Origin of the sequence: Mesorhizobium sp. C277A (genome assembly GCF_040324395.1) — a bacterium.
In the GTDB taxonomy this organism is placed as follows: Bacteria; Pseudomonadota; Alphaproteobacteria; order Rhizobiales; family Rhizobiaceae; genus Mesorhizobium.
This window is the reverse complement of record NZ_JAMYVW010000004.1, coordinates 400,612-419,188: the sequence shown is the minus strand read 5'-3', so window position 1 is coordinate 419,188 and position 18,577 is coordinate 400,612. Positions and strand designations below refer to the sequence as shown.

Annotated in this window: 12 protein-coding genes and 1 pseudogene; 5 read left to right on the top strand and 8 right to left on the bottom strand. The window is 61.2% G+C overall.

Going from position 1 to position 18,577, the window contains the following annotated elements:
- Positions 1-875 precede the first annotated feature (875 nt).
- From NKK52_RS31560 to NKK52_RS31550, 3 genes are all read left to right on the top strand, one after another.
- A complete protein-coding gene (locus NKK52_RS31560) occupies positions 876-1,334 on the top strand; it encodes a (2Fe-2S)-binding protein (protein WP_023689394.1) in 459 nt (152 codons plus the stop codon).
- A gap of 3 nt (positions 1,335-1,337) precedes the next feature.
- Positions 1,338-3,548: a xanthine dehydrogenase family protein molybdopterin-binding subunit gene (locus NKK52_RS31555; RefSeq protein ID WP_023685528.1), complete on the top strand. Its 2,211-nt coding sequence runs from the start codon at positions 1,338-1,340 to the stop codon at positions 3,546-3,548.
- 1,140 nt (positions 3,549-4,688) lie between these two features.
- Positions 4,689-6,752 (top strand): carbamoyltransferase family protein, encoded by a 2,064-nt coding sequence (locus NKK52_RS31550; RefSeq protein ID WP_023685529.1) that lies wholly within the window; start codon positions 4,689-4,691, stop codon positions 6,750-6,752.
- Positions 6,753-7,396: 644 nt separating this feature from the next.
- Here NKK52_RS31550 and NKK52_RS31545 read toward each other — a convergent pair.
- Both NKK52_RS31545 and NKK52_RS31540 read right to left on the bottom strand, forming a co-directional pair.
- A complete protein-coding gene (locus NKK52_RS31545) occupies positions 7,397-8,035 on the bottom strand; it encodes an FMN-binding negative transcriptional regulator (protein WP_023672382.1) in 639 nt (212 codons plus the stop codon).
- 49 nt (positions 8,036-8,084) lie between these two features.
- Positions 8,085-8,729 (bottom strand): helix-turn-helix domain-containing protein, encoded by a 645-nt coding sequence (locus NKK52_RS31540; protein ID WP_031197303.1) that lies wholly within the window; start codon positions 8,727-8,729, stop codon positions 8,085-8,087.
- Between the two features lie 89 nt (positions 8,730-8,818).
- Between NKK52_RS31540 and NKK52_RS31535 the strand changes: the two genes are divergently transcribed.
- Together NKK52_RS31535 and NKK52_RS31530 are read left to right on the top strand one after the other, a co-directional pair.
- Positions 8,819-9,964 (top strand): trans-sulfuration enzyme family protein, encoded by a 1,146-nt coding sequence (locus NKK52_RS31535; RefSeq protein WP_023685532.1) that lies wholly within the window; start codon positions 8,819-8,821, stop codon positions 9,962-9,964.
- 548 nt (positions 9,965-10,512) lie between these two features.
- On the top strand, positions 10,513-12,159 hold the full coding sequence (locus NKK52_RS31530) for an MFS transporter (protein ID WP_023704122.1): 1,647 nt from the start codon (positions 10,513-10,515) through the stop codon (positions 12,157-12,159).
- Positions 12,160-12,566: 407 nt separating this feature from the next.
- Here the strand turns inward: NKK52_RS31530 and NKK52_RS31525 are convergent.
- The 6 genes and pseudogenes from NKK52_RS31525 to NKK52_RS31500 all read right to left on the bottom strand — a co-directional run.
- Positions 12,567-12,961, bottom strand: a pseudogene (locus tag NKK52_RS31525) (nodulation factor fucose acetyltransferase NolL); the annotation flags it as partial.
- 1,293 nt (positions 12,962-14,254) lie between these two features.
- Entirely contained in the window at positions 14,255-16,222 is a 1,968-nt protein-coding gene (gene rlxS / locus NKK52_RS31520; RefSeq protein WP_023685536.1) for a relaxase/mobilization nuclease RlxS, read from the bottom strand.
- Between the two features lie 187 nt (positions 16,223-16,409).
- The gene (locus NKK52_RS31515) at positions 16,410-17,066 is read right to left on the bottom strand and encodes a lytic transglycosylase domain-containing protein (protein ID WP_348626517.1); all 657 of its coding nucleotides are present in this window, start codon (positions 17,064-17,066) and stop codon (positions 16,410-16,412) included.
- Between the two features lie 17 nt (positions 17,067-17,083).
- On the bottom strand, positions 17,084-17,632 hold the full coding sequence (locus NKK52_RS31510; RefSeq protein WP_023685538.1) for a S26 family signal peptidase: 549 nt from the start codon (positions 17,630-17,632) through the stop codon (positions 17,084-17,086).
- Positions 17,629-17,898, bottom strand: coding sequence for a helix-turn-helix transcriptional regulator (locus NKK52_RS31505; RefSeq protein WP_023672373.1), 270 nt, complete (start codon positions 17,896-17,898; stop codon positions 17,629-17,631). Before NKK52_RS31505 ends, NKK52_RS31510 begins: the two co-directional genes overlap by 4 nt.
- A gap of 171 nt (positions 17,899-18,069) precedes the next feature.
- The gene (locus NKK52_RS31500) at positions 18,070-18,393 is read right to left on the bottom strand and encodes a DUF736 domain-containing protein (protein WP_023672372.1); all 324 of its coding nucleotides are present in this window, start codon (positions 18,391-18,393) and stop codon (positions 18,070-18,072) included.
- Positions 18,394-18,577: the final 184 nt, after the last annotated feature.

Below are 18,577 nucleotides of genomic sequence, written 5' to 3'. Positions count from 1 at the left end.
GCCGGCGAACACCAGATTTCCGTCCTCGACATTCGCCAGAGCACGCTTCCCGACCGCCGTAACTGTTGCCGGGTTCGCAGCCGATGACGATGAACTCATCACTCAGCACGCATTTTGTCTCACCCATTCTTGGCGCCGGCCGGATCGATATGGACTGACACGCAGCTTGGAGACGATGCCCATCGAGGCCGAACTGGGAGACTTGCGCGAGAATGTCGCTGCCGCCGCTGATCTCGTCGCTCAGAACGATGCCGTTTGGCGGCGTCTCAGCAGGTTAACTAGCGCTTTGCGCCGATCGACGAGTGGCCGATCGCGAAGACCCTCGCCGTCGATCTTGAGCAGGTCGAAGCCGGCAAGCATGGTCCTGACGTCTCCCGCCGCGGCCAAGAGCCCGCTGAAGACTGGGAATGCGCGACAAGCCTTCTGGTCAACGACGAACGCCTCACCGCCTATTATCGCGTCCGAGGCGCCGAGCTCGGCCACCGCCCGGGACGATAGCCGGAAACCTGAGGGTCCAGTCGTGGAGGTTGCGGGTCGAGGTAGGCCACCATCGATAGTAGTCCCATTTCATTTCGTGTAGCCAATCAGGGCCCTGCCGGACGCGGCCGACCAGCGGTCGATGTTCGCGACGACCCGAATGTCCAGTCTCGTGTAACCCAGCCTAAAGCGGCCTGTCCGCCCAAAAAATGACATTCAGTTGCCTCCAGCCTTTCGACACGACCCACTTCACGATCTCGTAACTCGCCAACCTAGCGGCTTGTTGCTTGAGCTGCGCGTTCCTACGGTGTGGTCGCTAGGCCTCAGCAACAAGAGCTCGGTTGCCAGGCGGGCGGAGGCTCAACGAGATAGCCAGCTCAGGACAAGGAGAGCAAGCAATGGTCGCTTTTACCCTCAATGGCGAGGCGCGAACACTCGACGTCGATCCAGAGATGCCGCTGCTCTGGGCGGTCCGTGACGTCATCGGACTCACGGGAACGAAATTCGGTTGCGGGCTTGCCCAGTGCGGCGCTTGCACGGTTCACGTTAACGGCATGCCGACGCGCTCGTGCCAGACCGCAGTCGGCGACATCGAAGGAGCCTCGATCACCACCATTGAGGGTGTGTCGGGCAAGATAGGCGAAACGGTCCAGGCCGTGTGGGCCGAGTTCGACGTACCTCAATGCGGCTATTGCCAGTCTGGCCAGATCATGTCGGCCGTGGCCCTCCTTACCGAAACGCCTAAGCCGACGGACGATGATATTGATTCGGCGATGAGCGGCAACCTCTGCCGCTGCGCCACCTATCATCGCATCCGCGCGGCCATCCACGAGACCGCCAACCGGCTGGAGACTTGAGGCATGTCGCAGTTTCTCTCGAAGCATACTGCCGTGCGGCCCACGCGCCGCTGGTTCCTCGTCGGCGCGGGCGTCACCACCGGCGGCCTCGCAGTGGGCTACCGGCCAGTGCTGGCCGCGCCCGACATCGCACAAACGACCCCTGCAAAGGTTCCGGCGAACCCCTTCCAGACCTATGTCGAGATCACAAAGGAGAACCGAATCATCATCCACTCCTCGCAGTTCGAGATGGGACAAGGCTCCTATTTCGGCATCGCCACCCTGGTTATGGAAGAGCTCGACGGCGACTGGGCGCAGGTGGACGTGGTCGGCGGATATGGCAATACCGCGTTCTACGGCAATCTCGCCTTGGGCGGGGCCGCACAGGCAACTGGTGGCTCCACGTCGATGGGCTCGTCGTGGGAACGCTACCGCAAGGCGGGTGCTGCCGCACGGGCCTTGCTGGTGGCGGCCGCGGCGCAGCGGTGGGACGTGCCAGCCGGCGAGATCAAAGTCGCTTCCGGGGTCGTGTCGCACGCCTCAGGGATGCAGGCGCGCTACGGTGACCTGGCTGAAGCCGCAGCGGGAATGCCGGTTCCCGACGACGTGCCGCTAAAGCCGCGCGACAAGTGGGCCCAGATCGGATCGGACAGCCTCAAGCGCTACGATTCCGCCGGCAAGACCAACGGCGCGCAGACCTACACGATCGACCTCATGATGGAGGGACTCCAGACGGCCGTTATGATCCATCCGCCGAAGTTCGGCGCCGAGATCGAGAGCTTCGACGCAACCAAGGCCAAGGCACTCGACGGCATTGTCGATGTCGTCCAGACGCCGCGAGGCCTTGCCGTGGTTGGCAGGGACACCTGGACGGCGCTGAAGGGCCGCGACCTCGTGGAGGTGACCTGGAACGAGGAGAAGGCCGAAGAGCGCGGCACGGCCGAGATCATGGCCGAATACAACAAGGCAGCAGACGATCTGGGCGCGGCCACCGCGCGCGACGACGGTAACACTCCCGCAGCGTTCGCCAGTGCTGAGAAAATCATCGAGGGGCACTACGAATTCCCCTATCTTGTCCATGCTTCGATCGAGCCACTCAACGCGGCCGCCCGAATCAACGAAGACGGCACCATCGACGTCTGGGGCGGACACCAGATGCCCGACCTTTATCAGGCGGCTGCCGCTCAGGTAGGCGGCACCACGCCGGACAAGGTGAGGCTGCACGTGATGAAGACCGGCGGCAGTTTCGGCCGCCGCGCGGTCTTGGATGCAGATGTCATTATCGAAGCTGTTTCCACAGCGCGTGCACTGGGACGCGGCAAGCCAGTGAAGGTGCAGTGGACCCGCGAGAATGACATGCGGGGTGGGCGGTACCGCCCGGCCTATGTGCACGCAGTCAAGGCGGGGCTCGACAAGAAAGGCAATGTCGTCGCTCTCCATGACCACATCGTGGGTCAATCGGTCTTGGGCGGTTCGACCTCTGCGGCGATGATCAAGAACGGCATCGATCCAACCTCCGTAGAGGGCGCCACCAACCTGCCCTATGCGATCCCGAACCTGAAGGTCGAGCTGACCACCACGGACGTGAACATCCCGGTGCTGTGGTGGCGTTCGGTAGGCTCCACCCACACCGCTTACGCGGTGGAAACCCTGATCGATGAGCTCGCCGCCGCTGCGAACCGTGATCCGGTCGACTTCCGCTTGTCAATGCTCGGTCACCATCCACGGCATGCCGCCGTGCTTAAAGTGGCTGCTGAGAAGGCAGGCTGGGACAAGCCTCTGCCGGAAGGCCGTTTCCGCGGCGTGGCCCTGCATGAAAGCCTCTCGACCTATGTCGCCGATGTGGTGGAGATCACCCTCAACGATGAAAATGGTTTCAAGGTCGACCGCGTCGTCTGCGCGGTAGATTGCGGCACCGCGATAAATCCTGACCAGATTCGCGCTCAGATGGAGGGCGGTATCGGATTCGGGCTAGGTGCGATCCTCCAGGAGGAGCTGACCCTGAAGGGCGGTGTCGTAGACCAAGAGAACTACGATACCTATACACCGCTCAGGATCGAGCAGATGCCGCGAGTCGAGGTGCACATTGTGCCGTCCGAGGAGCCGCCCACGGGAGTTGGTGAGCCAGGTGTGCCGCCGATCGGCCCGGCCGTCGCCAACGCGCTACGGGCGGCGACGGGCAAGACTATCCGCAAGCTGCCGATTATAAAGAACATGTCAGGAATGACACCATGAAACAGCCGCGATGAAGATCGCGCCGTTTTCGAACGCCTCCTGACAGGCGCTCATTTCCATGGGTCAAATTCCGGCGGCTGCCCGCTCCAATATCCGGTTTGGAGACGGCACCCCGTGTTCTGAACGACCACAGACGGGCCTTGGCGCCGGTTCCACTGAAGAACCGCTTTCGAGACGCAAACGCGTCCACTCCATGAAGAGCACAACCGTATAGCACCAGGAAGGCTAGCTACCTCCATCGCTTCGGAGACCCAGGAACCCTCAGAAAACCGAACCTCCCGAGCTCAGAGGCGCTCGTGATCACAATCGCGCTGGTGCGTGGATCATTGTTCAAGGGTTTGTCAATAGGCAGGCGAGATGGCCGATCGACATGATCTTCGCCCGATGCCCTACAAACACAATGCCAGCCGCTGTCACGGAGTCGCGAAGACGAAGGCAATGAGGGTCGACGCCGATACTCATCGTTTGGTTGGCAGAGCGCTTGGAATGCCATGCGCTTCACATCGGAGTAGCCATCCGGGAAGCCTGAAGCGCTTTGAAAAACGCATGTGCTGCGGCTGTTATTCATAGCGTGGATGACTTTGATCAAAACAATCGATTTCATCACTCTTCCGGAATCGTGCATGGACAAAAAAGAGCCTCACGCACCAATCACACGCTGCTCTAACGCGTGACGAAAGCTGCCTTAGGTATAATCCAAAGGAGAAAATCTTCGATGCGCCCTGACGTGCAGTGGAGGTCGTGCCGAGAAAGTGAGTTGCAACTGGCCGACAATGTCGGGCGGTGCGACCATGGTCGCTTCGGAGAATGAAATCGGGCCAGTTCACGGGGGCGGTACTGTTATTCGTCGACGGCCGCCCTTCCCAAGAACAGGCGGCATCGCAAGTTGGTTCTGCCGATGAAAACGACATCGCCGGATACATGTCAGCAGCCGCTCAGGATTGGATGATCCAGCCAAGCTCTCGGCGTGATGGCACTGTAGGCGTCACAGTCGAAGCATCTCATTGATCGTTTATGAGGCTTTCTTCGATGCCGCTGATGCCTGACGGGCGGTCGCAGCTGCAGGCGACAACACGCCTATTTAGTTCGAAACAGTCGAGGTAAGCCAATTTGGCTTCCCGTTACTATTTGGAGAAAGAAATGCTGTGCCTAGGAATCAGCGGCGGACTTGACCAAGTCCATGAAAACCGATTCGAGCGTCCGAACGCCTTTATGCACGATGGCGCCGCGGTGCTCGTCCGAGACGGAAAGGTGATAGCCGCCGTAGAAGAGGAACGCCTCAATCGAATCAAGCACTCGAACAAGCTGCCAAGTGGTTCGATTCAATACTGTCTCTCGACGGCGGGGGTTCAGCTCAGCGACATTGATCGTGTCGCGGTCTACGCCAGCGAGCCCTATGCCAACGCCATGCTTGAAGGTATGTCCGCTTCCCAACCGGACATTCTCTCCACTCCGTTGGATGCTAAAATGTTGGTGCAGAACCTGTTAGCGCGTGAGTTCGGCACTAAGTTGGACAGTTCGCGTATTTCATTCGTAGGTCATCATCAGGCGCACGCCGTGAGCGCCTTTGCAATGTCGGGCTTCGAACAAAGTCTCATTCTAGCGATTGATGGCTGTGGTGATTTCCTGTCGGGCCTTGTGGCGGTAGGGTCTGGCACAGAAATTACGCAAATCGAGGCTTTCCCGGAGGACAATTCTCTTGGGCTGTTTTATCTCGAGACGATCCGCTGTCTCGGCTACGGCATGTTCGACGAGTATAAGGTAATGGGACTCGCGCCCTATGGCGACCCCGCTCCCTATCGCGAGCTCTTCGAGCAGTTCTACGAGCTCTCCGCCAACGGTGGCTACCGTGTTCACCTCGACCGCATCGGTCCGGCGTTGCTCCGCAACATCGAGATCAGGCGAAAGGGAATGCCTTTCACCCAGCAGCATCGAGATGTGAGTGCGTCACTGCAGGAAGCGCTTGAGCGGATCGTGTTCCACATTCTCCGGCACCACCGTGAGGCCACCGGCATGAAGCGGTTGTGTCTGGCGGGAGGGGTAGCCCACAACTGCACGATGAACGGCAAGCTGCTGTATTCAGGGCTTTTCGAAGACATCTTCGTGCAACCCGCGTCTCACGACGCTGGCTGCGCATTGGGAGCTGCGCTGATAGTCTCTAACGAGATGGGCCGCCCCGCGCCGCGTGAGCGACTGCAGGAGGTCTATTGGGGTCCTGATCTCGGGAGCGACCGCGCCGTGGAACAGGAACTGAATGCATGGTCCGGACATCTCGAGGTTGAACGCTCTTATGACGTAGCGAGCAGTGCAGCCCACTGGATCACCAACGGCGCCGTGATCGGCTGGGTGCAGGGTCGTTCGGAGTTTGGGCCACGTGCGCTGGGCAACCGCAGCATTCTTGCCGACCCTCGGCCCGCTGCAAACAAGGACCGGATCAATGCCATGGTCAAGAAGCGCGAAGGCTATAGGCCTTTCGCACCATCTGTGCTGGAAGAGGATGCGAGCGAATTTTTCGACCTCCCGGACGGTAAGCACGAATTTCCATTCATGAATTTCGTCGTTCGCGTGCGTGACTCAAAGCGCGCCTTGTTGGGTGCCATTACGCACGTCGACGGTACGGCTCGGCTGCAAACAGTATCGCGCGATGCCAACCCAGCTTACTGGGAGGTCATCAATGCCTTCAAGAAGCGGACAGGCACTCCAATTCTGCTCAATACGTCCTTTAACAACAATGCTGAACCGATCGTGGATACGGTTGCAGACGCGATTGCCACATTTTTGACGACAGAGCTGGATGGACTTGTGGTCGGGCCCTTCCTGGTAAAAAAACGGGCTGCAACGCTGCAGGATTGGACTGCGCTTGCGATTTCATTGCCTCCCTCAGTCTCCCTCCATCAAACCCGTGCTTACACAGCGCGAGATCATCAGGAGACTGTCTGCGAGATTATTCCGAACCACTCCAGCATTGACAGTGTGCGAATTTCAAACGACTTGTTTAATCTACTGATGCGGATCGAGGGCGAAGCCGTGTTGCGAGATCACCTCAATATGATTGAGCCGGATCAGGCCAGGCATGCAGCTCTAATGGAGGGCCTGCGAAGACTGTGGGAGCAGCGCCTGGTTCGGTTGCATCCCTCACAAGCTGGTCGGATGGATCATGCGTCCGATCAAACGCTGGACCAGCCCAATAGGCAATCAGCCTGATAGAGATGCACCTCAAGCTCGGCCAATCAAGGGTTTTTGTCGACCCCGCCTGCGAGCTCCCGCTGTGATTACGGGGTCGTCGCCTACGCGGCGGCGCCCACCAACATCTCCATCAGTCGCTTCGGCGACAAAGCCAATCATCTCCCGTAAGAGCAAGTGCTTTCGGGCAAGGTCTGCAGGTTCAAGGAGTTCGTTGAAGGCGCCGCCAGCTGGAGCTGCGTCGAGCGCATCATCGCGCATGGTCGAGCTCGGCGCCCAAGGGAAATCGCCCAATTCGACACGCGTGCGTTTGCGCCTCATTCAAAACCGCTGCGCGGGTGGTCGAGGTGAAATCGGAAGTCCGTCTGTGCCAGCCGACGACGTTCCCGCAGCGCATCCTGCACATCGCCCTCGATCGCATTCCTCAACTCGCGACATACGACGGGGCGCAGGCGCCGGAAACGAACCCGCCCACCGCAAGCTGCAAACTCCCGCCTGTCCTCACGACGGAGCAATCCTGTCGCCTGACCAGGCGCGTGGAAAAGCATCACAAGGGTGACCACAGCGTCGCTTCAGGCCGTCAAACGCTATTGCCGTGCGTCAAGGCGGACTAGGTGACCCGTCGGGAAGCCGGCACCAGCGGCTTTGTCGGGACAAGACACATGCTATTGGGATTTGACCGCCGCAGCCGCGAGCATCGCTTCTCCCATCGCAATGGCCCCTTGGGCACGCAGCATTTCGCCAGGGTTCTGAATGTCGCGCAACTCTTTGTTCTGGCTGAGTTTTGATTTTCCAACCAGGCCGGTGATCTCGATCTCCAGGGCGACGATTGCCCTGACCATCGTGTCGATGAAGTCCTTCGGCGCGTCGCCCATCTTCCATGGGACCGGCTGCGAGGCTTCTTGCATGTGAGTGAGCTTCGCCACGTTGCGGCGCACATACCGCTCATCATCCCGGACAGTGATGCGTCCGTGGGCATGGACGACGAGATAGTTCCAGGTCGGCACCTGCTTGTGGAATTCATGCTTGCTCGGATACCAGTTCGGCGAGATGTAAGCGTCGGCCTCACGGAAGATTACGAGAACCTCATCGCCATTGGCGACTTCCTCCCAGACTGGGTTCTTGCGAGCGACATGGCAATTGAGAACGCCCTTGTCTCCCTTCGAGCGGTCAAGCTCGAAAGGGAGGTGGTTCGCGTCCAGCGTGCCTTTGCTTTGGGTGACGAGGATACCGAGCGGGTGTCTCTCGATAAGGTCGAACAGGGCGTTCTGATCAGGGACGGCAAAATGAGGCGGAACGTACAACGGTTTATCTCCTGTCGCGAATGTGCGGTTGTTAGTAATCGGCGGGGCCTTACGGAACGTGCCCCTGAATCTTCGCTGCCGTCGACGAGTGCCCCGGATTTCGGTGTCCACCACGCTCAAGCACCGCCATCGTGAAGTGGGCGGGCACATCAGATGCCGCCGCATATGAGTGAGGTTGGTCAGTGACAAGCCGCGCACTCTCGCCTTCGCTTAAAATTTCCACGTGGGTACCTACCACAACGCTCAGGGCACCCTGACTGACCGAGATCAGCTCGCGCGTATCCGGACTATGAGCGTCCGCGGAAAACACGTCGCCCGGCATCATGACCCAGCTCCACAGTTCGAACATCGTGCGTCCCGAGGTCGACGAATGCAGTTGCGCAGAGCTTCCCTTGGCGCTCGTCCAAAGCCTCCTGGTCTCTGTCCGCTCGATGGGAAGGCGCACCGTGGAAGGGTGCTCGTTCAACAAATCGGCCACCGAGAGCGAAAACGCCGCCGCCAGCCGACACAGTATGCCGATACTGGGGTTTGCCCTAGCCTGCTCCAGCGCGACCACGGTTCCCTTCGATAGGCCACTTAGTTTAGCCAGGCGATCCAGGGTCAGGTTTTGGTCACGCCTCAAGTCTCGGATCCGGGCTGCTATCGCTTGCCCAAGCGCTTGCTCGGCATCAAACGCTTCCGTAACATTGGTCATTATATTGACTTGGGTCCTCGGCTCGCGTATTGCGGTCAGTATAGTGACCGGCACGAAATTGCAACTGCCCGTTAGGAAGGAAATAGCCGATGCGTTTTGAGACGAAGGCGATCCACTGCGGCCGAGGTGTCGACGCGTCCACGGGGGCCGTATCCATGCCGCTGCACACCAGCACCACGTTCGAACGAGGCGCCAACGGGTCATTTCCGTCCGGCTTCGAATACACAAGGGATGGAAATCCGACACGCAATGCGTTCGAGGCGGCCATGGCGACGCTTGAGGGAGGGGGAGACGGCATCGCCTTCGCTTCGGGCATGGCCGCAATCGCTGCAGTTTTCGAGAGCCATCCGTCGGCGGGTCGGATCGTTCTGCCGGATGACATGTATTTCGGCATTCGTTCGCTGATCGAAGAGACCGACATTGGGTCTCGCTTCGACTTTGCCCCCGTCGACATGCGCGATTTGGACGCTTTGCGCGCCGCGGTGACATCGAAGCGGACTGGCCTCGTCTGGGTCGAGACGCCGTCAAACCCGATGATCCGCGTTGTCGACATTGCGGCCATCTGCGCAATCGCGCACGAGGCAGACGCGTTGGCGGTGGTGGACAATACGTGGGCCACCCCAGTGCTTCAACTGCCACTCGAAATCGGGGCAGACGCGGTGATGCACTCGGCGACAAAGTACATTGGCGGCCACTCGGATTTGATGGCCGGTGTCGTCATTGTCCCAAACGCGTCACCCCTCGGTCGCCCATTGCGGATGGTCCAGAAACACAAGGGCAGCGTCGCAGCGCCCTTCGACTGTTGGCTGGCGTTGCGGGGCCTGCAGACATTGCCGGTCCGCATGCGCGCCCATTGCGAAGGCGCCCAGAAAGTGGCCGAGGCCCTGGCGTCTCATCCGCGCGTCGAAAAAGTGCTCTTTCCTGGTTTGCAAACTGATCCGGGACACGATCTTGCTACGCGGCAAATGAGCCATTACGGAGCGATGCTATCCTTTATCGTCGAGGGCGGAGCCGATGCTGCAATGGCCGTGGCCGGCCGCCTGAAGATTGTTGTCCGGGCGACAAGCCTTGGCGGGACGCATTCTCTGATAGAGCATCGCGCATCCGTTGAAGGTGCGAAGTCCAAAGCGCCAGGCGGATTGCTGCGAATTTCTGTAGGGCTTGAACATCCTCAGGACATTATAGATGACCTGATGCAGGCCCTAGGCGAAACCTGCAAAGCGGGAGTCCAATGACGGGTGCAAGAACTCTGGCGCCGCTTTACGTGACGGCTGGCGCAGCCGACGATCGGCAGAACAATGTTCCTGCTGAGTAGAACGCACGTCCTCTGGTGAACCGCTACCGCCGTGTCGCATTGTCTCGGGCGTGGTGGTCGCCTGGGTGATGAACGTCTTCGGGTTTCCGGACGATGGCCACGCGCTCGACCGGATAGCGGAAATACCCAGATTTGCCGTTGACCTACTGCTGCTCGACCTCGCCGGAGATCGCGGTCAACAGATGGGATGGATGTGCTGGCACTACGGCAGTTTGACAAGCCGGCCATCGGGGCGCTAGCACCGTCCAAAGCCAAGAGTCGCAGGGCAGAACTGACCGCACCCAGCGGGCTGCGGGACCCATCAGCTAACGGCCAGGTTGGTACCTCAAGGCGCATCAGCACCATGGATGTCACATTGTCCCTGTTGCGAGCGCGATTTCGGAACTTCGTTGTGACGCAGTCTGTGCACAGAGCGCACCGCTGTAAGCAAATGAGCGGAAGAACGACACCCAGTGGAGGAGAGAAGTGATGCGGCGTCAAGATCCTCCGCGCTTTGCGGCAAACACACTGATCCCTCTTCACAACCCGGTCTTTCGTTCTATCTGGACAGCCACGCAGATATCCAGCCTTGGCTGGCTGGTGCAGAGCGTGGCTATAAGCTGGCTCATGGCGACGATTTCAGCCTCCGATCTAATGGTTGCGCTCGTACAGGCTGCATCGACACTGCCCGCGTTCTTCTTGTCGATCCTTGCTGGAGCCATTGCAGACAGCTTCAGCCGCCGCGGCGTGATGCTTGCCGGACACTGCCTTATCGCACTGGCATCCACGGCGCTGGCACTCGCTGTGGGACTGGGCTTTGTTAGTCCATGGCTGATCCTGGGACTGAGTTTCTTGGCCGGATGCGGCTTTGCCTTGAACGATCCAGCATGGCACGCGTCGGTAGGCGATATCCTGGAAAAGCGCGACATACCCGCCGCAGTGACGCTGATGTCGGTGGGCTACAACGTGGTTCGGAGCATAGGACCGGCGCTGGGCGGTGTAATCTTAGCTTTGCTAGGCCCCCTTACGGCTTTCGCCCTCGCTGCGCTGAGTGACCTGGTCCCGTTGAGCGCTGTTCTGCGCTCAAAGTGGCAAGTTCGCTTTTCGCCTCTTCCGCGCGAGCGGATGACTACGGCCATTCATGATGGCATGCGATTCACGGCAATATCCTCCGAGATCAGAGTGGCGATTGTGCGTGCAACCCTATTCGGGCTGTCAAGCATCTCGATCCTTGCTCTGCTCCCCCTCCTGGTTCGCGACCAGCTGGCGGGAGGGCCAATTGTTTACGGGGTGCTATTGGCTGGCTTCGGCACAGGCGCCTTCATAGCCGGCATTGGCAGCAGCTACTTGAGACGCATTACGTCCCAGAACCGATTGATCACGCTCGCATCCGTTGCTTGCGCAACGTGTTGCCTTTTGATGGCCCTCACATCGTCGGTGGCTGTGGCGGCGATCGCGCTTGCAATCGGTGGCGCTGGCTGGGTTGTCACCTGGACCGGAACCGACGTGTGTGTGCAGTTGGCAAGCCCAAGGTGGGTCGTTGGTCGGACCCTGTCCATCTATTACGCCCTGACCTACGGCGGCATGGCAGCGGGCAGCTGGATCTGGGGTGCTGTCGCGCAGTACTATTCGCTGACGTGGGCTTTGGAAGGTGCTGCAGCGGCACTGTTGCTGGTCGCGGCTGTGGGAAAGCTATTGCCAGTGCGGCTATGGGAGGAATCGGATCAAGCGGCCGTCGACTTCAGGCCACCAGAACTGGCCCTCCCTTTGAAGCCCAGGAGCGGTCCGATCGTGATCAAGGTGGAGTACTCGATACCCGAGGAGAGTATCGATGAATTTCTGAGTTGCATGCGCGAAAGGCGGCGCGTTCAGAGCCGCGCCGGTGCGCGGGACTGGACCCTCCAGCGCGACCTTCAGAAGTCGACGCTTTGGACCGAGACATTCCGCACGCCGACATGGACGGACTATCTTCGTCTAAACCATCGGCTAACGGTGAATGACAGGGAGGTAGGCGAGCGCCTTGCCGCTCTGCACATGGGTGATTCTCCGCCTCGCATCTCACTTTCAATCGAGCGGTCGACAAGCCCCGCCCCCGGCAGCCAAGTCCAGCCTGTGCCTTTTGTATCGCGCCCGTGAGAAAACCAAGACTTGTCTGGGCTTGGACACGGAACGAGCTACTCCTTAATTTGTCGAGCCTGCCCGGATTGCAAATCGTTCCGGCCGGTTAGGCGAGCATGAGGATTCGCGCGGCAATTATGTCAATCACGGGTCCCATGTTCAGCCCGCCCCCCTCTGCCGCCAGATCGGCTTGAGCACGGATTCAGGTCGCCTGTCCTTTGCATAGCGGCGGGCAACGAATAGCAAGGGGGCGGAGGGTATCCCCGTCTGCGAAGCGGGCGGAGGAGGAATCCGCAAGGCGGGTTGCTGGGGAGAGGGGCCGCGCGCCTCTTTCCGCCTCACTTAGAAAACGTGCGGCCAAGCACGTTCATGTCGGCCGTGGGCGGCCGCAACAATTGCCTACAAGGCGCAAGCGTCGTCACATATTAAGCGTAGCCGCGCGACAACCATCCGTGGTCACGCGCAATCCTGCGAATTGTCAAGCGGAGACAACGATCGCGGCACCAAGCAAAGTGGCGAACCCGATTCTGCTCGGGAGATCCCAAAGCTCTCCGAACCCTATTAGATCCATGAAGCGAAACACGGCGCCCTGAAGCAGGTAAAGCAGCAGTGTGCTCTGACCAAGCTCCACCGCAACAAAGCGAGCTACGCGAGTTGAATGGCCAACTCTCCAGCATAGGAACATAAGCTGCATTGTGACTGCAGAAGTTGCTACGGAGCCAATGAACATCAGCAACACTTGTCTCGCCGACTCTCCATCGTAGATCGAAACGAGATTGTTGTAGACGTAAGTCTCCCTTCCCCAAACAAGAAAGCACACTCACGGCGTGCCAAGCAGCTTGGCCAAGGAGCCGCACTGGGGCCTCCGGAGTGAGTGTTATCGCTCAAGCAGCCACGTCGGCGCGGCCTAAAATCTTCGATGAGCGCGTCAGGAGAGCGTCGATCTCCACATTTCTTCCAGGAGATCGTCCCCACATCATCATGGCCACGGCTCTAACGGGCTGGTGCCCTCCCTTTCCCGTTTTTTGTCTCGATGCTCGGTTGCGCCGCCCGCCGGGGCAAGGCAAAAAAATCGTCGAGGCTGAGCCCCCACTGCGGCTTCGGCGAAATATTCATCCACGGGTTCGCATCACCGCGGGCAGCGGGCGAGTTCGTCGATAGGAGTGCGGATGGAAGTAGGCGATGCACATCGTCACCAGCGGCTCAGATTGTGTGAGGTCCACGGCTCGCTGGTTTCCGCCGACGACGGCGCGGACGGCATCGGTATGCGCAGAGCGGTCCGTCGGCTTGGCGTCAGTTTCGGGGCAAGGGGCTATTGCTGGTCGCGCGGCGCTGAGTTGGGCGGAAGGATCGACGGCGCAACCCGGGGCTCCCGCGCGACGAGCAGGTTTTTTTCCCGGTCTGACCTGGCCTCGACTCCAGATGTCGCGATGACCGACGTGGCCGGCGCGATTGAACGGGTCTCATGCCCAAAGCTGCCTCGGTGCCCAGTAGCGGCACCGCATGACCCACCCGGCGCTGCTCGAAGTAAACCGCGGCCAGCCAACATCCGAAGGTGCGCCAGACCCGATGTCGCGGCGGCCTTATGGCTCCGGCGCCGTGCCGCGGCAGAAAGCTGCCGATCTCGTCTGGCATGGTCGCTGACCGCATCGTCACCCGGGCCATCGCAGCGACTTTTCTCCGTTACAAAGTCCCCGCGGGACGGACTGCCAGTTCACGCCAGGGCCAACAGCACCCGCAGGGGCGACCGCCGCGTCTGCCGGTCCTGCGAGTAGAATAAGATCGGGAAGTGCGGCTTCATCCTCGATGCCAGAGCTCGCTTCGCCGTACCGCGGCCGCCATAGCCCCTTGCGCTATCACGAGTCAGCCCACCTTTCTAGCTGGCAGCCATCGGGAGCCGATCCGCAACCACAGGGCGGCACCTGTCGGCCCGGCCCGGCTTCCGTGTCAACGCAGAACATGATGCATATTCCCAGCGCTTTTTGACAGAGCGAACTACAAAATGCAGAACACTGACTCTCCGCCAAATGAATGCTGCGAGCAAGCAGCAGGCGGAGGAACTCCGTCTGGGCTGAGTACCTGTTTCAACGTGGACAAATAAATTGTAGCCAGTTCACGAAACGCCAGGCCCGCTCCTCTGCCGTCCGATCGTCCAGGAAATCCCCTCGGCGCGCGCCACGCCAGACACCTCCTTGCCGATATGATGCTCAAGCACCGGCCGCCAGGGCACCAGCGTGAACTCGCGCGATTTCTCGATGACAGCGTATTTTCCGCCGGCGAGCTCGACGCAGCCGCGCAGCGTACCGTCTATTCGATTGCCATGCTGCGCTTCAGAATACGAGAGCCCGAGTTCGTCCGAGAGCTGACTGGCAACACGGTTCAGCTCTCGTTGGCGCAGCATTGAAAGCATGTTGGCGCGATAGATGACCCGATCCTGCGCATCATGGGCAAGACCTTGCGCGATCAGCCACTGCTGTCGGCGGGCCTGGACCTGACGTACTTCTCGACCGAAGCCAGAGTCGCGCAAGGACTCAGGGTGGGCTGATACCAGCTCCTGGTCGATCCAGGTGGCGCCGTCAAAGCCTACTTGGCTCTCCAGCGGCATTGATGAGAGCTTTTCGACGACAACAGGCTGGGCCCTCGCTCGTTGACGCTCGTAATCCGCGACGCGGTTGAGATGGTCGGGCGCGACTGTCCATGTGCCGTCCGGCTCGCGCTCGACGCCACCGGTCGCACGGCGGATCGCCTCCAGTCGCCGCACGTGCGTTTCGGCAAAGCGTTCGGTGGCCGAGGGGTCATGCTTGAGATGGATATCGATGCTGTAGCGCCCGTCGTTGACCGTGGCGATGCCGGCAATTGTGCGGTCGACTTTTCTTGGCCCGGTGTCCCTCGGCCTGATCCGCACTATGCAGCCTTCTGGTGTCGGTTGGGTGGCCTCGCCTTTGCCGATATCAAAATAGTGGCTTTTGCCGTCCACGCCGTCGACGACGAGGTAATGGCGGTCAGTGATTTCGTCGGCCAGCCCGCGCCCGACGACACGTCCGACCACGGTTTGGGCCGACCCGTCGGATCGATCGTGGATAAGATAGTCGGCGGCACTGCGGACGAGCCCCTTGCCGGTCAGCTCGCGATGGATGGTCTTGACAATGTCGCCGCGCTCGCCGATGCGGCGTAGCGTGGCTTCGAGCTCATCCTCCAGGCGCCAGCGACCCGAAGGCATCTCCTCGGCAAGGCCCATCCGCTCGAGCTTGCGCAGGCGGCCCTGGTGCAGCGTCTGGCGAAAGGTGTCTCGGCTGGCTGGTGAGACATGCCCCTCGTCGCGCATGCGCATCAGCTGCCGGTCGATGCTGGTGAAGCGTTCCTGCTCCATCTCCTGGCGCAAGCGCTGCTCGATCTCGCGGTCGGTGCGCGGGCCAAGGTCGAGGCTAACCAGTTCGGCTGCGCGCTCGCGCAGGCCAGAGGAGATGTAGTCCCGCGCGATGACGAGGTTTTCGCCGTGATCGTCCCTGCCGCGCACGATGATGTGGGTGTGAGGATGGCCGGTGTTGAAATGGTCGACGGCCACCCAGTCTAGCCTGGTGCCGAGGTCTTCTTCCATTTGCGCCATGAGGCGCCGGGTGAGCAGCTTCAGGTCATCATACTCGATACCGTCTTCAGGGGCGACGATGAAGCGGAACTGATGACGGTCACCGTTCGCGCGATCGAGAAAGGCCCTGCCGTCCGCGTGGTCTTTGTCGGCAGCGTAGAGCTCGCCACGCTCGCCTTCCCGGGTGACGCCGTCGCGCTGGAGGTAGCGGAGGTGCGCACGTGCTCCGTCGACTCCCTTGCCGGCCAGCTTGACGATGCGTGCCTTGACGACTGCGCGCCGCTGCCGAAAGGCCGCGTGGCGGTCGCGTGCTCTAAGAACGGCGGCAGCAGCCCCGCCGCGCCCCACCCGGCTTCCGATGAAGCGGCTGCCGCGTCCGCTCCTGCCGCCTGCTCGGTTGACCGCGGCCTGGACCTGGCCAGCGTAGCGTTTGCCCGCCTTCGAGCCGCGCGAGCCAATTTTGCCGAGCCTCGGCGTGAATTCGTCATCCTGCATGCGGCCTCCGATGAACCAGCAGCAAAATCAGAGGCTTGCGCGCCAGACCCTCCTGGACCCGCAGGCAACCTCCCGGGAAAACGATGTGCAGACAAACACTTCGCCGCCTCAGGAGGCGATGCCTTTATCTTGCCTTCCGCGGACCTGCCTCCCTGCCCCCCCGCCCGAACCGCGGTAGCCGCTGCCCTCACCTGCGATCCGGCCGGCCTGACCTTGCTCGCTCCGATCCGAGCGGCACCAGGAGTTGGCCATTCGGGCCGGTCACGGAAACACCGTTTCGGAGGAAAAACAGCGACTGCCCGGAAGGGATTCCCGGCGCGCTTTTGGAACGGGATTTGTCGGTGAGCGCGTCCATATCAGCGGCCGAAATGCCCGCCGCCTTGACCTCTTCCAGATACGAAACCGTCTCGCTGGGCAGTGGCCGCCCACGCTGCAAATGCTGTTCGTAGCGCTCCGGCCCGGCGTTATAGGCTGCAAACAGGCCTGGAAATCCGAAGCGGTCATACATGGCGCGCAGATAGGCAGTGCCTGCCAGAATGTTGTCGCGAGGGTCGTGCGGGGCGGCTCCCAGGCCAAGCTCTGCGCGCAACTCCTCGTAGGTGCCTGGCATCACCTGCATCAGGCCAATGGCACCGGCGCTCGACGTGACCGGCCGTCCATTGAGCCTTGTCTGCCCCCGGCTTTCGGCATCCATGACGGCATAAATCCAAGTCTGTGGAATGCTGAAACGCCGGCTTGCTTCGGCTACGAAGGGCTGCCATCTTGCAAGCTGCGGACTATGGGAGATGACGACCGGCTTCGTGTTGGTCGCCGCGGAACAGGAGCATGGTGCGAGAGACACCATGCCCAGCATCAGGAGGGTCACTCGGTCCATAGCGGCACGAGCCTCCCGATGATATTTTCGGTCGGCACCGGCCCGAAATAGCGGCTGTCGAACGAGCGATTTTCGTCGCTGCCGAGTAGGAAAACCTCGGCAGCGGCGAGCTTTCGGCAGGCATTCCACGAAGGCAGCGGACGGTGCTGCGTGTCGGTTGCAAGCCGGCGCGCGACAATCTCGCCGCCGATGATGATGGCGTCGCCGAAGGCGCAGACGTGCTCGCCAGCCAGCGCGGCAAGGTGCTTGACCAGCGGCACGTTGCTGGGCAGATAGAAGCGTTCGGCGGCCAGATCGACGACCGGTTTTGGCGGGCGGACGAGTACGAGATCACCAAGAGCTGGCGATCCGGACGCGACGCGATAGAGGCCGACCGGCGCACTCGCCGAGGCGTTCCAGACCAGCCAGGGCGATGGTTTGCCGAAGGCGGCGAAGCCGATCAGGGCAAGGCCCATCGTGGCCATGGCGATCGTCTTGCGCGCCCGAATGCGCCGCAGATGGCTGCCGATCAGATGGATGGTGGGACGCCGGCTCATGAGCGGCCTCCCTCGCCGGCCGAGCCGGAATCGTGCCCGCCGTCCTCGGGCCCGGTCTCCTGCGCGTGCCCCTTCGACCAATCGTCGAGTTCGTCGATGTGATAGCGGACATAGCGGCCGTGCTTGCGGAATTGCGGGCCGCCGCCTTTGAGGCGCATCTTCTCCAGCGTGCGCTGGGACAGCCCGATATAGAAGGCCGCTTGCGCGGTATTGAGAAACGGACTGCCCTTCTTGGCGCGGGCTGCGCGTTCGTTTTCGTCGTCCATGATGATCCTCGTTTCGCTACGGACAAGCGAAGGCGAGGATCGGCGAGCGAGATCGTTTTGGGGACGGGCGAAGAGTGGGGGGCGAGTTTTCGCCGCCCCCTTCGGCGGCCTCACGGGTCCTGAGAGAGGACCCCGCGCCGGTGGCGGCGCGGGGCTTTCCGGATCGGCCGGTTAGTCGACCGGGTTCCAGATGATGGCGTAAGTGTCGTCGTCATCCTGGCCGGCGGCGCGGCCGAGATTGGCGTAGAGCTTGCGGGGGCCAAACTCGGGGGCGGCAATCGACAGGCTCACATAGTCCTTGCCGGAGGTCTCGCCGGTGCGGATCCAGCCCGCACCCACTTCGACCCCTTGCGTCAGCACCCGGAAGTCGGGATGGGTGTCGGCGCTCTTTGCCTGATTGGGCACGATATCGATGTCGGCGCGGACGCTGAGCGTCTTGAGCTGGCCCTTGTAGCCGCCGTTTTCCTGTTTGGTGACGTATCCGATCGCGGTCATTTCCAGTCTCCTCTTGGTGCTCGCAAGGGACCATTCCCCTGCGATGGCGGACCGTGATGGGCGCGTCCGGACCGCCGGAACCGGGACGGCCGCAGCGATAGCGGAGGACCCGCGCGGGCAGCTTTTTTGAAGCGAAGCGGCGCGAGGAAGCCGCCGCAGGCGGCGGGGAAAAAAGCTGCCGGCG